10 protein-coding genes and 1 pseudogene are annotated in these 13,992 nt (G+C 50.2%); 6 read left to right on the forward strand and 5 right to left on the reverse strand.

What is annotated here, in order from left to right; all coding sequences use genetic code 11:
* Positions 1-2,178: a TonB-dependent receptor gene (locus tag H164_RS0107375; RefSeq protein ID WP_019968020.1), complete on the reverse strand. Its 2,178-nt coding sequence runs from the start codon at positions 2,176-2,178 to the stop codon at positions 1-3.
* Positions 2,179-2,789: 611 nt separating this feature from the next.
* On the opposite strand from H164_RS0107375, the gene H164_RS15885 reads away from it, so the two are divergent.
* From H164_RS15885 to H164_RS0107405, 4 genes are all read left to right on the forward strand, one after another.
* Entirely contained in the window at positions 2,790-3,323 is a 534-nt protein-coding gene (locus H164_RS15885; RefSeq protein WP_248616186.1) for a hypothetical protein, read from the forward strand.
* A gap of 12 nt (positions 3,324-3,335) precedes the next feature.
* A complete protein-coding gene (locus H164_RS0107390) occupies positions 3,336-4,853 on the forward strand; it encodes a hypothetical protein (protein WP_019968023.1) in 1,518 nt (505 codons plus the stop codon).
* A 400-nt stretch (positions 4,854-5,253) separates the two neighbouring features.
* The gene (locus H164_RS0107395) at positions 5,254-5,721 is read left to right on the forward strand and encodes an HU family DNA-binding protein (protein WP_019968024.1); all 468 of its coding nucleotides are present in this window, start codon (positions 5,254-5,256) and stop codon (positions 5,719-5,721) included.
* A gap of 744 nt (positions 5,722-6,465) precedes the next feature.
* On the forward strand, positions 6,466-8,490 hold the full coding sequence (locus H164_RS0107405) for a helix-hairpin-helix domain-containing protein (RefSeq protein WP_019968026.1): 2,025 nt from the start codon (positions 6,466-6,468) through the stop codon (positions 8,488-8,490).
* A gap of 386 nt (positions 8,491-8,876) precedes the next feature.
* On the opposite strand, the gene H164_RS0107410 is transcribed toward H164_RS0107405, so the two are convergent.
* From H164_RS0107410 to H164_RS0107425, 4 genes are read right to left on the reverse strand one after another with little or no spacing between them, the layout of a single operon-like run.
* Positions 8,877-9,575 carry a toxin-antitoxin system YwqK family antitoxin gene (locus tag H164_RS0107410; RefSeq protein ID WP_025830400.1) on the reverse strand — a complete coding sequence of 233 codons (699 nt, stop codon included), beginning with the start codon at positions 9,573-9,575 and terminating at the stop codon, positions 8,877-8,879.
* A 3-nt stretch (positions 9,576-9,578) separates the two neighbouring features.
* The gene (locus H164_RS0107415) at positions 9,579-10,949 is read right to left on the reverse strand and encodes a hypothetical protein (protein WP_019968028.1); all 1,371 of its coding nucleotides are present in this window, start codon (positions 10,947-10,949) and stop codon (positions 9,579-9,581) included.
* Positions 10,950-10,955: 6 nt separating this feature from the next.
* Positions 10,956-11,294, reverse strand: a complete 339-nt coding sequence (locus tag H164_RS0107420; protein WP_019968029.1) for a hypothetical protein — start codon at positions 11,292-11,294, stop codon at positions 10,956-10,958.
* The gene (locus H164_RS0107425) at positions 11,291-12,301 is read right to left on the reverse strand and encodes an SPFH domain-containing protein (RefSeq protein ID WP_019968030.1); all 1,011 of its coding nucleotides are present in this window, start codon (positions 12,299-12,301) and stop codon (positions 11,291-11,293) included. The genes H164_RS0107420 and H164_RS0107425 overlap by 4 nt, the downstream gene beginning before the upstream one ends.
* 184 nt (positions 12,302-12,485) lie before the next feature.
* Here H164_RS0107425 and H164_RS0107430 point away from each other — a divergent pair, with 184 nt between their 5' ends.
* Complete coding sequence (locus tag H164_RS0107430; RefSeq protein ID WP_019968031.1) at positions 12,486-13,577, forward strand: ankyrin repeat domain-containing protein; 1,092 nt, start codon at positions 12,486-12,488, stop codon at positions 13,575-13,577.
* Positions 13,578-13,807: 230 nt separating this feature from the next.
* A pseudogene (locus H164_RS0107435) lies at positions 13,808-13,992 on the forward strand (IS982 family transposase); the annotation flags it as partial.

Below are 13,992 nucleotides of genomic sequence, written 5' to 3' on the forward strand. Positions count from 1 at the left end.
TCAGAATGTGAGGCTTAAATGTGCCAAAAAGTTGATGGGTGCTTGCGGAGAATAAACGGTCTCGTTCGATGTTTCGCGGCCGTTGTCGTCGTAAGTTGCACTGGCATGGCCGTTAGAAAAATACTTCTTGGAGAATAAATTGTAGATGGTTGCCCCTACAGATACCTGTTTTATCGATTTAAGTTTGAACGAATAGCTGAGGTCGAGATTGGAAACAAAGTAACCATTGAGCATCAAATTGCGATTATTATCGTTCGTCATGTATTGCTCACCGATGTATTGGCTCTGCAAAGCTGCCGCGAAGCCATGGTAATCGAAAGTGAAAATGTTGTTGAAAATCACGTCGGGCGAGAAGCTGAGATGCGTGGTTCCGAAGTTCAAAGGCTTCTTGTTGTCGCTCTTCACGGTCCAATCTTTCGCACGATTGCGGCTGAATGTGGCGTTAGCATCCCAACGGAACCAGTCAATTGGCTTCCATGCGCCCTGCAATTCAATGCCTTGACGATATGAATTTCCCACGTTTTGATGAATCATCTCACCGGTGGCGCTGATTTCTCCGGTCAGGACAAACTGGTCTTTATAGGTCATGTGATAGAAGTTAACGCCTCCGCTGAACGTCTCGCTTTGATATTTGTAGCCCAATTCCCAGTCGTTCATGCGCTCGGCCCTTGGCTTTGGATCTGGATTTCCCTCGAAATCGTTGCGAACGGGCTCGCGATGAGAGATAGCCCATGAGCCATAGAGTGCGTGATTAGGGTTGATTTGCCAGAATAATCCGGCCTTCGGGTTGAAGAAGTTGTAGTGTTCATCATAGCGCCAGCCTTCCGTTTGAGCTGTAGAATACTTGTCGTCGGGATTCTGAATGCGGTAGTTGATGTGACGATATTGTAGGTCTACGTAGGCATTGAGGCCCTTGCCGACTTCATAGTTCAGCTTCCCATAAAAGCTGTTTTCGTCTTTCTCGGCCTTGTTTCGATAGTATTCGGTATCGGGATAGTTGGTAACCGTGGGGTTGATAACGCTCACGAGCGTGCCGAAGTGGCGCCCGTTGTAATGGTTCATGGCTCCTCCGAGCGATGCTTCCCAGCGTCCTTGCTTATAATTCAGGGCATACACACCGCCGAAGAAGTCGTTCCGTAGGTACTTCCGCCGAATAAGGTCCGACGTGAGTGTACTGCCCTTGAACCCATAAGCGGCCAATGCCTGATGGGACTTGTACTGTTCATAATAGCCGAAGCCAGCGGTATAGTGCAGTCCGACGTTGAAATTGAATCCTTTGCCAAGCAGTTGTGTCCAGATAAGCTGGTAGTTTTGCTGATGATAATTGTCGGTTTGGTTGTCATAGAAGCGCGTCTTGCCGTCGGCATCGGTATATTTTCCGCACGGATTATAGCGTCGTCCGTACTTCTCCATCTGCTTTTTCGAGGCATAATCCCACGCCATGTAAGTCTTTTCCGTGCCGTTGAAAGTGAGCAACTTCACAAGCGTGTTCTCCCCGGTGTAGGCACCTTGCAGGAAATAAGAATTCAGTTGGCTCGTTGCTCGCTCGATATAGCCGTTGCTTCCGATGTTTGAAAGACGGCCGTCGAAGCTCCAATGATCGGCCAAGAGACCCGAACCAAAGCGTAGACTCTCCTTGTGGGTGCCGTAACTGCCTGCCGAAGTATTGAGATTAAGGTAGGGTAGGAGCGAAGGAGCATCGGTCTGCATGTTGATGGTGGCTCCGAATGCTGCACTACCATTGGTAGATGTGCCCACACCACGCTGTATCTGAACGTCCTTTACGCTCGACATGAAGTCGCCCATATTGACAAAGAATACCAGAGAACTCTCGGCATCGTTCACCGGAATGCCGTTGGCACTGATGTTGATGCGACTTGGGTCGGTGCCACGCACTTTTATCGACGTATATCCGATGCCGTTTCCTGCGTCGCTGGTCATCGTGACACTCGGTGTCAACGATAGCAGGAAGGGAATGTCACGTCCGTGATTGAGCTTTCTGATTTGTTCTTTGTCGAGGGTCGAAAAAGCCATCGGTGTCTTTTGATTGGCACGGGTGGAGACTACTTGCACGTCCTGCAATTCATACGTTTTCATCGTGTCAATCCTTTCTCCCGTTGCATACGCCCGGCTTGCAACAAGCACAAGGGCAGTCAGCATGATTTGTGTTTTGTTCATTTCGAAGTGTTGTTAGTGATAAATCTTTTGTATGCTCTTCGCAGAACACGGGGCAACGCATCGCATCATACACCATTGCATCTTAAAAATGAACTCGTGGAAATTGTCAATCCCTTCGTCGGCATTACCCGTTTCAGGTTCCATGGGTCTGTTCTCAGCATCCGCAAACGCGGTAGCACCCCGTATCTTGCGTTCCAATCTTCTTGATCGGAAACGCTGGCAAAGTTAATCATTCGTTTTCAATTGTGCAAGCTTTCTGTTGTTTTTATTTACAGCGATGATGTTATAAAACTTCGTAAAAGGTTTGGAGGTTAAGAAAAATAGTCTTACCTTTGCTGCCGTGAAGCAAAACCATTTGACATATCGCATATATATAAAAGGTATAACGCCGATGCAGAGAAACTTCAACTTCTCTGCATCTTTTAACGCTTTTTATTTGGCTGGTTCAAATAATTTGCTAACACACACACACACACACACACACACACTTAGCGCACCTGGCGTTTAAACGTCTTCACGTACGCGCGCGCGAAGCGCGTGTAACCTCAATAAACAAAGGGCTTTTCGGAGCTCCCTTTGTTCGCATATTCGTGTCCCTTTACGAGCAAAAAATGAACGAAATAAGGGAGCAAAATGTAGGGACGCACGGCTCGTGCGTCCGCTCACCACGGTTGTCGAGTTGTCAGTTAACAAGCCATTGGAGCGGACGCACGAGCCGTGCGTCCCTACATGCATTCGCAAACAAAAAGACGCAAAAGGAAGCAAACGAAAAGACGCAAGAGCATGTAGGGACGCACGGCTCGTGCGTCCGCTCACCACGAGTTGACGAGTTGGCAGTTAACGGGGTATTGGAGCGGACGCACGAGCCGTGCGTCCCTACATGCAGACAACAAATATATTCACCCTATAAATTAGAGATTATGAACAGAAAACAATTCAAAAAGAAACGGTATGTGAGTCCTTCAATTGAGGTCGTCGCTACCCAGTTCGATGGTCAGTCGCTGCTGACTGCGTTCTCCAACCTTGGCGGGCACAACAAAGCCGGCGATGACGGAAACGACATCAATGATGCAAAGCGAGGAGGCTACTACGATGATTTCGAAGATGAAGAGGAAGAAACTCCGCAGCCATGGGGCCTGCAGTAACAAAACGTTTCAATGACTAAAAAAGAACAGAAGATGAAAACAAACGCATTATCCCTGCTCGCACTTACAGGCGCATTGTTCCTGATGACAGCCTGTGCAAACGAAGAAACAAACAGCAAGCAAGAGCAAGCACAGAAACCCGACACCAAAGGCCTCACGGCTTTTGTCGTAAACAACGGAGCCACGAGAACCACGGCCGATTACGACGGCTCGGGACTGAACTTTTATTGGACGGAGGGCGACCGCCTGTGGGTGAACAATGGAACGTTGATACAAGACAACAGTAACAACATCACCGACCTACTCACCCCTAACCCCAAAAGGTCTGACGCTGTAAAACGGGCCGCTACAGCAAGGTTCTATTTCTCGGGCACCTATACTGCTCCCTCCTATCCCGTACGCTACACGGGTAAGAATAGCACCGTGGGCGACAAAGTAATTATCAAGGACCAGCAGACGCAGGCTCTGCCCAATGATGCCGCACACATCGGTGAGGACGGTGATTGCGGCACGGGAACAGCTATCAATTCGGGAGGAGGCTATAACTTCACCCTTGATCACAAGGCCTCTTATCTCACCCTGTTGCCCTATTCAACCATCAACTTCTCTACTGCCGTGAAGCTGACGCAAGTAAAGATAACCGCCGACGAAGCTCTTTCGGGGCAATTCAATTTCGACGACAGCGGCATCGACCTTGGCTCACGGCCCGCTCCCACGCCTGCTAACCGCAGTATTACGCTCACACTCTCTGGCGGGGGCACCAATGGCTTCGTTATCCCTGTTGCAGCGGCTAAAGAAACCAATTCGCCCATCATGGTATTACCTCCCGGAACTTACAATAATGTGTCTATCGAATACACTCTATACGACCAGTTCACAACGAAGACCGAGACTATAAAGAAGGAATATGCTACGCTTACCTTTGTCCCCGGTAAAAATAAAAAGATATCTACCAATCTGCAAATGAGAAGTTATATTACACCGATGGGATATTGGAGAGAGTTTGTCGGGCCAAATACGAACCAAGCACTGTGGTATATATATAGAGGAGACCCACATTTGGATCAAACTACCATTTTTGCAGCCAAACGTTCAGCCACATCGCCTGCCAACATTTGCTTGGGCGGTATATGGGTCAAGAAAGCGGCAAAGATTCCTGGCTTCACTGGTTCTAATGATCCCTTTGGGGTAAATCAGATATATTATTGGGAAACCTATCGTGTAGATGGTTATAGTGGCTATCTATCTAACATGAACAACGGTAATCTTGGTTCTCTTACAATAGGGATACCTACCAATATTAGTGATTATTATTTTATTCCTTCGGTATTTGGTTATAATGTAGTAGATGGAGTTAGCATTAAGAGTGGTGACGGTATGATTCGCTATTGGGTAGGAACCCGTTTCTATGGGCATATGGTTCAAGGAAATGTGTTTGCAGTAGATATACCACCTGCCGTACCATCGGCAACCATAGGCGTTGGTTGTGGCTACAGTACTAACGTATTGGCATATTGGCAGGCGCAATAAAAATATGTTGCGAAGGATAAACAAAGGATATCTTTCTATGAAGGATAGCCGAATAAGATAAAGAAAGAATTATTTTTAGTTAACATATATATTCACTCGCTTATGAATGAAAAAGAGGCAAAGACGGAGGGCGTAGAGAGGAAAGTGGACAGGCGATCGTAAGGCTGGCGATGCCAACTCCGAGGACAGGTTTTGTCTACTCCTACTTTAGACGAGATGTAGTCCTACTTTAGATGGCATGTAGTCCTACTTTACATCAGGTGTAGTCCTACTTTAGACAAAGCCTCGTCACGAAAGCCCACCCCAACCCCTCCCGAGGGAGGGGATTCGCCACTCGGCAGACGCTATATCCCTCTGTCGGCGCCTCGGTTTCAGACGTAAGCACAAAACAATTCTAATTATGGCTTTTTGGAAGAAAATCCAGATGAAAATCAACAAGAAGTGGTATCCCAAATCTGTGCTGGTGGGAACCCCCGTGAGTACCGAACAACTGTGTAAGCGCATCGGCGCTGAGTCGACGGTCAGTCCGGCCGACGTGCGTGCCGTGTTCACCGCATTGGCCCCAATCATGGCCGATTACATGTCGCAGGGTCGCTCGGTGAAGCTCGACGGTATTGGCTCGTTCTACTTCACGGCCGTGTCGGCCAAGGGCGGTGTGGACGCGGCCGAGAAAGTGTCGGCCAATCAAATCGTTGGCGTACGTGTGCGCTTCAATCCCGAGACGCGCTTCACCAAGAACGGTTCGGGCACCGGCAAGCACGCCACCCGTGGCCTGACCGATACGCCGATTGAGTGGGAGGAATGGAAAGGCGAGGAGAAAAAGAAGAAGAAAAAAGAGGAAGGGGGAATTGGGCAGCACGGGAATTAGGAGCCTGACCCCTAACACCCACCCCCTGACACCCACCCCCGGCCCCTCCCGAAGGGAGGGGAGGAGAGCCTCCCCCCACCCCCCTCCGAAGGAGGGGGAGCTGCGAGCTTGCGAGGAATTAGTTTGCACGCTGTTTGTGCTCCCCTCCTTCGGAGGGGTTGGGGGAGGTTTCCGGGGGTTGGGGGAGGCTCCCGGGCTCCCGGATTTTAGGAGGCCTTCCAGCGGGAAGCCTCTCTTGGGGAGGGCGCACGACTTAACAGCATTTAATCAAACTCAAAATCAAAATCCATTTTATGATTAACTTGCTTGTCTGTGTGCCCTCCCCGTTTTAATACACACCCGGGAGCCTCACCCCAACCCCTCTCCCAAAACCTACCCCCGGCCCCTCCCAAAGGGAGGGGAGAAGAAGCCTCTCCCCCAACCCCTCCCCGAAGAGGGAGGGGAGTAATATGCAAATAGACCTTGAGAACTAAAGAGTTCGCAAGGTCTATTTTGTTTATTATGTATTGTTCATCATTAGCCCGCAAGCTCGGCCTCCCCTCCTTTGGAGGGGTCGGGGGAGGCTCTCTCCTCCCTCGGGAGGGGTTAGGGGTGGGCTTCTCCCCCTCCTTCGGAGGGGGTTGGGGGGAGGCTCTTGGGAATGGGCTTCCTCAGGCTATTTACTATTGAAAGCCTTAATTTTTCTACTGCTTTATTAGGAACTTCTCTTGATTTTTCGTAAGTTTGTCGGCAGAAACAATACCGATGAACACAAAGATGTATGCCATGAAAAGGAGCATAGGCAGTATTGCCATTGTGATAGGGCTGTTGATTGCGACCGACGCCGGCGCACAGCAGGAGCAACGCTGGGAAGATTGCTACGAGGAACTCATGTCTACCGAAGGGAGCGAGGCGTCGGATCCGATGGATTATGAGTTGTTGAGCCGCTTGGCAAGCCACCCTTTCAACATCAATACGGCCACGAAAGAGGACTTGGAGCAGTTGCCTTTCCTCAATGATCAGCAGATTGCAGACATCATGGAATACGTTTATAAATACCGCGCCCTGCAATCCGTGGGCGAACTCTACATGATTCCGTCGCTCGGAAACGCCTGTGCCCGACTGCTTTCCTATTTCATTGTCATCGGAGAACCGGAAGAACACAATCGCCTCTCATGGCGAAACTTGTTGCGATATGGCAAACACAAGGTTGTTGGAACGGTGGGCATACCGACCTATCGCAGCAAGGGTTTCAGCGAAGGGAAGTATCTTGGCGGTCCATTGAAGCATTGGTTGCGCTACACGTTCGACTATACCGACCGGTTTGAGCTGGGACTTGTGGCTGCACAGGACGCCGGAGAGCCTTTCTTCAGCGGTCGGAACCGCGGGTATGATTACGCGTCGTTCTATCTGATGTTGCGCGGACGAGGTAGCCTGAAAGCCCTCGTCGTGGGGAGATATCGGTTGCGCTTTGGCATGGGGCTGGTGATGAACTGTGACTTTGGCTTCGGCAAACAGATGCTCCTGCAGTCGTTGGGGCGTTCGTCGGCTGCAGTCAGGCCCCATTCTTCGCGTTCGGAGAGTAACTATCTACAAGGAGCCGCGGCCACGTTCAAGCTGAACAAGGCGATAGAGACCACGCTTTTCATGTCTTATCGCAGTGTGGACGGAACGCTGCGGACAGACGGCTCGGGCGCGGTTTCGGCCATCGGCGGTAGCGGATATCATCGTACGGAGACGGAGATGCAGCACAAGCACAACACATTCCAATCGGCCGCGGGCGGCAACCTGCGCTACTTCAAAAACGGATTTCATGTCGGCGGAACGGTACTTTACACGGCATTAAGTCGCGAACTGCGCCCCGATACGGACCGGATTTACAAGCGTTGGGCGGCCGAGGGCACGCACTTCTACAACATTGGCCTGAACTATGGCTACATGCGTGGCCGATATAGCTTCAGCGGCGAGGCGGCAACAGACAACCGACAAGCCCTTTCGACCATCAATCGCTTGGATTTGCGTCTTACTTCGGCGGTCAGTGTGATGGCCATTCAGCGTTATTATGCCTACAAATACAACGGTCTGTTCGCCCGAAGTTTCTCTGAAGCGGGGGCTGTCCAAGATGAAAGCGGCCTCTATCTGGGCATGAACTGGAAGCTCGGCAGGCGACTTTCAGCGTTTGTCTATGCCGACTATGCCTATTTCGCATGGCCGAAATACAGGCAGAGTTTTGCGGGAACCCACGCATGGGACGGCTTCTTACAACTCGACTATCAGCACAAGGATTTCCTACTGACGGCTCAATATCGACTTCGGCGCAGGCAACGCGACAATAAGGACAAGTCGGCTTTGATGGAACGCAACGAGCAACGCGGGCGCATCAAGGCCGCTTATCACTTAGGAGCGTGGCAGTTGCGCACGCAAGCCGACCTTTCCTATGCGCGTCAGCAGGTGAGTAGTGTCGGCTATCTCATCGCGCAGAGCCTGCTCAGGCATTACAAATGGCTCACGGCCTCGGCCTCTTTTGACTATTTCCATACGCAGGGCTACGACAGCCGCGTCTATGTCTACGAGCGCGGAACCCTGTATGACTTCAGTTTCCCTTGCTTCTTCGGCCATGGCATCAGATACAGTTGCAACATGAGGGCCGATCTTGGCAGCCACTTCACCCTCATTGGCAAGGTCGGCACGACCGATTATTTCGACCGCAGCGTCATCGGAAGCGGCAATCAGCAAATCAATCATTCCTCTCGGACCGACATTCAGCTTCAGGCGATTGTGAAGCTGTGAGCCGCAGGCCTTGCAACAGCTTTCTGATGTCAATCATCTCGGTTCGCAATAAGGCTGAGATTACGCGGTAAAATGGCTAAGATTGCGCGCTAATATGGCCCATATTACGGCACGAAATGGCTGCGATTGTTTTCTTATATGGCCGCCGTGGTAAACCGCTATGAATGAATGTAGGGACGCACGGTCTGTGCGTCCCTACCGTTTTTCAGTTGACCGTCGACGAGCAAACGGGTGAACAAATTGAGTGTTCATGCAACTCGTCCACTTGTTAACTTGTTTACTTGTCAACCGCGCTGCGCGTACGCACGAACCGTGTGTCCCTACATGCCTCAAAGCATGCAATTCGTTAACCCGTTCATTCGTCAACGGTCAACTATACCAAGCCTTCAGCCCACTTCTATGGTACCGTTTTTGCCCACTCGCAGTTTGTTCTTCTTCGGTGTGGCTTGCTGTTTGTCGCGCTTAGGCTGCGCATGTCTTCTTTGTGGGGCCGTTTTATTTTGCCGTGTAGCAGCGGACCGGTGCTTGTAAGGCGTGAATTCCGTCACCTCTTTATAGCGATAACCATTGAATGCCGTTGGATCGGTGACGCGACGCCATGACGTGATGTAGATGCCGTTGTGTGCATAGCTCGTGTCGGTTACCATCATTCCTTGCTCATAACGCCTGCGGTGGAGGATTGTTCCGTCGCATTCGTAGACATATGCCATGCCTTCTTGCTGTCCATCCCGATAAACGGAATGCACGTAGAGGGGCAACCGACCTTTCCGAAAAGGCTCGTCATGGTATTGCAAGTAGGGACCGTCGAGCAGACCATTGCGGAAAGTGCGCATGATATAGACGCGCTCTGCATCGTCATAGTCGTATTCACGGCCTTCTTTCTCGCCGTTCTTGTAGTCGGTCTCACGTATTTTCCGTCCGTTGCTCCCGTAGGCTATCCAATGACCTTCTTTCTTTCCGGTTTCCTTGTTGATATATCCCAAGACGCGCAACTTGCCATCGGCGTCGTGCTCCATGTATTTCTCTTGCGCATACGATGCGGCTGGCGAAAGGAGAAGCAGAACGAGGAGGAGAACTTGTTTCATCAGCTATTCAGGTTTGATGTTGTATGTGATAGGAACGGCGGCCCTTTGCTGCCACATCCCTGTCTTGATGTTGAAACTGTAGGCATGGAGGTCGTCATCACCGCTACGATGGTCTCTGCGTCCCCATATCCACAGGCTGTCGCCACTGCGCGTGGCATTGCTGACGCGTGAAAATCGGTTCAATGCCTGTGTCCAAAGCCTGCGCCCGTCAGTGCTGCGCAGTTGGAAGACCGAACTTGCATCGGCCGACAGGGTTGGGTTGTAGGTTATCAGAATATACTGCGCATTCTGATAAAGCACATTGCCGTTGAAACCAATGAACCAATCGGTGAGGGGGGCTGCACTGACGAGCCGATTGGCAGGATCGAAGGAGTAAGACTTGCTGATCCAGTTATAAAAACCTGCCTGCTGCGGGTCGCCCAAGTGGTATTTTGCACGAAGTTTCCAAAGGCGTAACCGGCCACCGGCACGGGTCTCCTCGCTGATATTCACCTGTTGCAGGTCGAAATAGGTCGTGTCACGCACCTCGCCGTTGAGTTCCGAGGGCGGAAGGTCGCGGGCAAATTTGAATGCTTCTTCGGTATAGAGCCGCTTGGTGGCAGGGAAGTAATAGTAGGTTTCGGCCAAGTTGTTGTGCACCTCGAAGCCTTCACCGTAGTCTTCACTGATGAATTCAATGGAAGAGATACCTGTGCTCATGGCCTGTTTCCCCTTGAAAAGCGACTGAGAAACGTCCGTGACGGTCAGCGTATTGGGATTGATTTCATAAACATAATGCTTTCCTATCACAATGAACCACCGATGGGCCTGCTGCAGATAGGAGACTGTGGTCGTGGAGAACGAAAGAGAAAAGTTGTCGCTCGCATCTTTCTCCGAGATGAACAGCTGTTCTTTCAGCACCTGCCCCGTTGCTGCATCGCGAAAGCCGAAGTAATAGCCGCTGACGTACTTGGGATTGTCTTCCCCATAGCCTACTCTGTAGTCGCGGTCGGTCAGATAGAAGAAGCAAGGTTTGCCGTTGTGCAGCATCGGCACGAGCTCTTCGTAACTGTCTCTCACGTGGATAGAATCTTTTCTTCCGCTGTCAGAGCCGCTGCCATCGTTCGACCGGAACATTGGAAACACAAACCAGAAAAGGAATAACAACGGAGCTAAGATGGCCGCAAAAATGATTTTGACTCTGTTGTCCAAGGAGGTATTGGAAGTGTGGCTTGGCTGAAACTCATAGTGATGGTTGACATTGATGTTGATGTCGTCATCATCGAAGAAGAACTCCGTGCCACAACTCTTGCATCTGAACCGCTTCTCGTCTATCTGCTCGTGCTTCTCGCTGCCGCATTGCGGGCATTTCACTGCTTTGATTTTCGTTGCCATGTGCGACTAAGCCTCTTTTGAATAATAAACAGCAAGGAACAGCAGTATGGATTGCAGGGCCGTGAGGATTATCATGCCGAGCAGCCACCAGTTATCGGCCCAATGTTGCGGTGCGAAAAAGCCCGTAAGGAACTCCAACATGCCCACTCCTGCGAAGACAAAGCCCAGACTCAAGCGATGTGTGCTTTCAGCATGGCCCATGAAAAGCAGGACTGTCAGCAACGTGTTGACCACGATGGCCATGCTCGTGAAGAACAGGTTGAGTGGCGAATAGGCCGTTATCAGCAGGCCGACGAGGAGATTGGCAATGAGTACGACGAGGGCAATGATGATGATTCTTTTCATAGTTTCTCGAGTATTTCGTCCTTTTTCTTGTTGTATTCTTCTTCGGTGATGAGCTGTTCGTCCAGCAGTCCTTTCAATTGCTTCAGGCGCACGGCAACATCAGCAGGTGTCGTTCCGGTAGAAGTCTCAGAAGTTTCCTGCGTCTTAAAAATGTCTTTTGCCAATTGAACACCGGCACCCAATTGTAGTCCTGCGCCTGCAAGGCCGCCCTCGTTACGTGCCGCGTCGCGCAATGCACCTAACTTTTGCACGCCGACATAGTCAAGATCGACCTCAGCCGCGGCTTGTTTTTCGGCCGTCATGTCGGCAATCTTACCGATGCGCAACAGGGTATCGTCGTCGAAAGTGACGGAATCGATACGGAAGTCGGTCAGAATGAGCCCGAGGCGTTGCAGCTCTTCCGTCGTGCGTGCCTTCAGGTCGGTCGACAGTTCCAGCAAATGCTTGTCTACTTCGGTGTAGGGATAGGCCTTTTCGGCGAGGAAAGCCGTCAAGGGGGCCACGATACGCGATACGACCAGCTCGCGCACATCGCCGGAAGTATAGTCGTTCACCGTGCCTAAAAGGGTGCTGAACATTGTAGCTGCGTCGTCAATCTTTAGCGAAAAATTGCCACAGGCTCCCAAAGCAACAGGGAACTTATAGTTGGGTTCCATGTATTTCACGGGAGTGGCTGTACCCCAAAGCACATTCACCAGTTCGGCCGTGCGGAAGAAATAGAAACGCATCTTGTGCTCGCTCTCCATGCTTTGCGCCAGATTGAGCATTGTCGTGATAAACGGGTGGTTATCCGTTTCCAATTCATACGTATCGGGTTCCGTCAGCGTGGCTTTCACTTTCCCATCATAGACGAGAAGACACCCTTGTCCCGGGGCCACAATCAATTTACTTGAATTCTTGATTTCATCGGTCGATGTTGCCATGCGATGAAACAGGATGTGCGAGTCTTGTTCTTTCCATTCAATGACCGAACGCAACTGTTTTCTGAAAAGGTTTCTGATGTTCATAGTGTTTATTTTATGAGACGCCACATACAAAAGATATGTTTTCTGTCCTCAAAGTCTGTTACAAAATTATATATTTTCTTCATAATTGCGTCCTTTTTCCCGTCTTTTTTCTCAAAGCTTCCTTGTCACCCTGATATTTTTCCCTATCTTTGTGAAAATGAAACCGATTTATTCAGACTGAGATATGGCGAAAAAGCGAATCACTCTGCCCAAGGATTTCGAGGAAATCATGGAGCGCAACGACATCAGCGAACTTGCAAAGGTGTATGAAACCTGCGACATCAATGCCTACGAACGTGATTGGATGAAGACACCCGCCTTGTGTATGTATGGCATTTCAAAGGAGTTTATCGACTGGCTGGTGGCACATGGGGCCGACATCAATATTAAAAACGTTTACGGCGACACACCGTTGATGCGGCAGGCAAGTATCAACCAAACAGAAAAGGTCAGGTTACTGCTGCAACTCGGAGCCGATATTCACGCCAAAAATCGCTACCAACGAACGGCTTTGCACTATGCTGAGGCTCCCGAAACCATTGAAATCTTATTGAAGAATGGTGCCGATCCCCGTGCAAAGAACGATATGAACGAGACGCCACTCATGCAACGGCTCATGGAATGCCGGACCTTTGATATCGTACGAATGGCAAAAGTGGCCAAATTGTTCATCGGAGCCGGCGACGAAGTGAACGAGGAAATGCGCGAACGAGTGCGTGCCATCGGCCACGAATTTGAAAGTTCACGCGCTGATTTGCCACCCGAAACGCTGCAGAAATGTGAAGAAGGCATGAAAGAGCTCTACACCTTGTTCGATGTCGAGCCTGTTCCTGCCTGTCGGAAACACAATGGAAAGGAACCGATTACCGTCCTTGCGACCGATTGGGGCGCTCGTTTCAATGAACTATGGGACTTTCTTGTGCCTTCTGAAGGTCATGCCAAGACCGTGCAGGGTGAGGTTATTCGCATCTGCGGAAAGGTAGCCCATGAGATTATTGACAACGGGGCATGCAACTGGAGCCGCGATTATCGGAAACTCCCCCAAGCACTTCCCGCCTATTTTGCCATGGGAAATCCTATTCCTGCGACTGATTTTTCACCATCACCGACATCTTCACAGCAGCAGGATGAGAACGAAGAACTTACGGATTTGGCAAAAGGCATCCATGCCGGAAGTACGGAAGACGACTTCAATCGCCTGCAGGAACTGGCCGTCAAATGGGTATTGGCCAATCCTATGCCTATAAAATTAGGAAAAGTTGGTTATCGAAGATGAATGATCGTTGCCCCGTGCCAGGCATGCTTCCGCCTCTTTTCATGGGGCTTTGCCACGAGTGCTGTGCATCCGGCTTGGAAGCAGACGGCGTCTACTCCTACTTTAGATGACATCTACTCCTACTTTAACGTGAGTTCGATGAATTATAAGTGTCTGTAAATTTGGTGATTAGCGAAATTTGTTGTAACTTTATAGTACTGATTTACAAAGAAATACAAACAAAAATCGCTATGATCACCGAGGACAAAGTTACGGAAATATTTTGTATGGCAGACGACTTCTGCAAGTTTTATGACGCAATGATGGCAAAATACACGCTAAAACCAACCAATAAGAGCCCATATCACCGTGATTCCACGATGTCAAAGGCTGAAATCATGCTCATCATGATTCTCTTTCACGACTCTGGCTATCG

It is taken from the genome of Segatella maculosa DSM 19339 = JCM 15638, assembly GCF_000382385.1.
GTDB classification, from domain to species: Bacteria; Bacteroidota; Bacteroidia; order Bacteroidales; family Bacteroidaceae; genus Prevotella; species Prevotella maculosa.

What these genes read in the sequence shown, in the direction of transcription:
- H164_RS0107390 (WP_019968023.1), top strand. Translation starts at nt 3,336, where the DNA reads ATGACTAAAAAAGAACAGAAGATGAAAACAAACGCATTATCCCTGCTC.
- H164_RS0107420 (WP_019968029.1), bottom strand. Translation starts at nt 11,294, where the DNA reads ATGAAAAGAATCATCATCATTGCCCTCGTCGTACTCATTGCCAATCTC.
- H164_RS0107425 (WP_019968030.1), bottom strand. Translation starts at nt 12,301, where the DNA reads ATGAACATCAGAAACCTTTTCAGAAAACAGTTGCGTTCGGTCATTGAA.
- H164_RS0107395 (WP_019968024.1), top strand. Translation starts at nt 5,254, where the DNA reads ATGGCTTTTTGGAAGAAAATCCAGATGAAAATCAACAAGAAGTGGTAT.
- H164_RS0107430 (WP_019968031.1), top strand. Translation starts at nt 12,486, where the DNA reads ATGGCGAAAAAGCGAATCACTCTGCCCAAGGATTTCGAGGAAATCATG.
- H164_RS0107375 (WP_019968020.1), bottom strand. Translation starts at nt 2,178, where the DNA reads ATGAACAAAACACAAATCATGCTGACTGCCCTTGTGCTTGTTGCAAGC.
- H164_RS0107410 (WP_025830400.1), bottom strand. Translation starts at nt 9,575, where the DNA reads ATGAAACAAGTTCTCCTCCTCGTTCTGCTTCTCCTTTCGCCAGCCGCA.
- H164_RS0107405 (WP_019968026.1), top strand. Translation starts at nt 6,466, where the DNA reads ATGAACACAAAGATGTATGCCATGAAAAGGAGCATAGGCAGTATTGCC.
- H164_RS15885 (WP_248616186.1), top strand. Translation starts at nt 2,790, where the DNA reads ATGAACGAAATAAGGGAGCAAAATGTAGGGACGCACGGCTCGTGCGTC.
- H164_RS0107415 (WP_019968028.1), bottom strand. Translation starts at nt 10,949, where the DNA reads ATGGCAACGAAAATCAAAGCAGTGAAATGCCCGCAATGCGGCAGCGAG.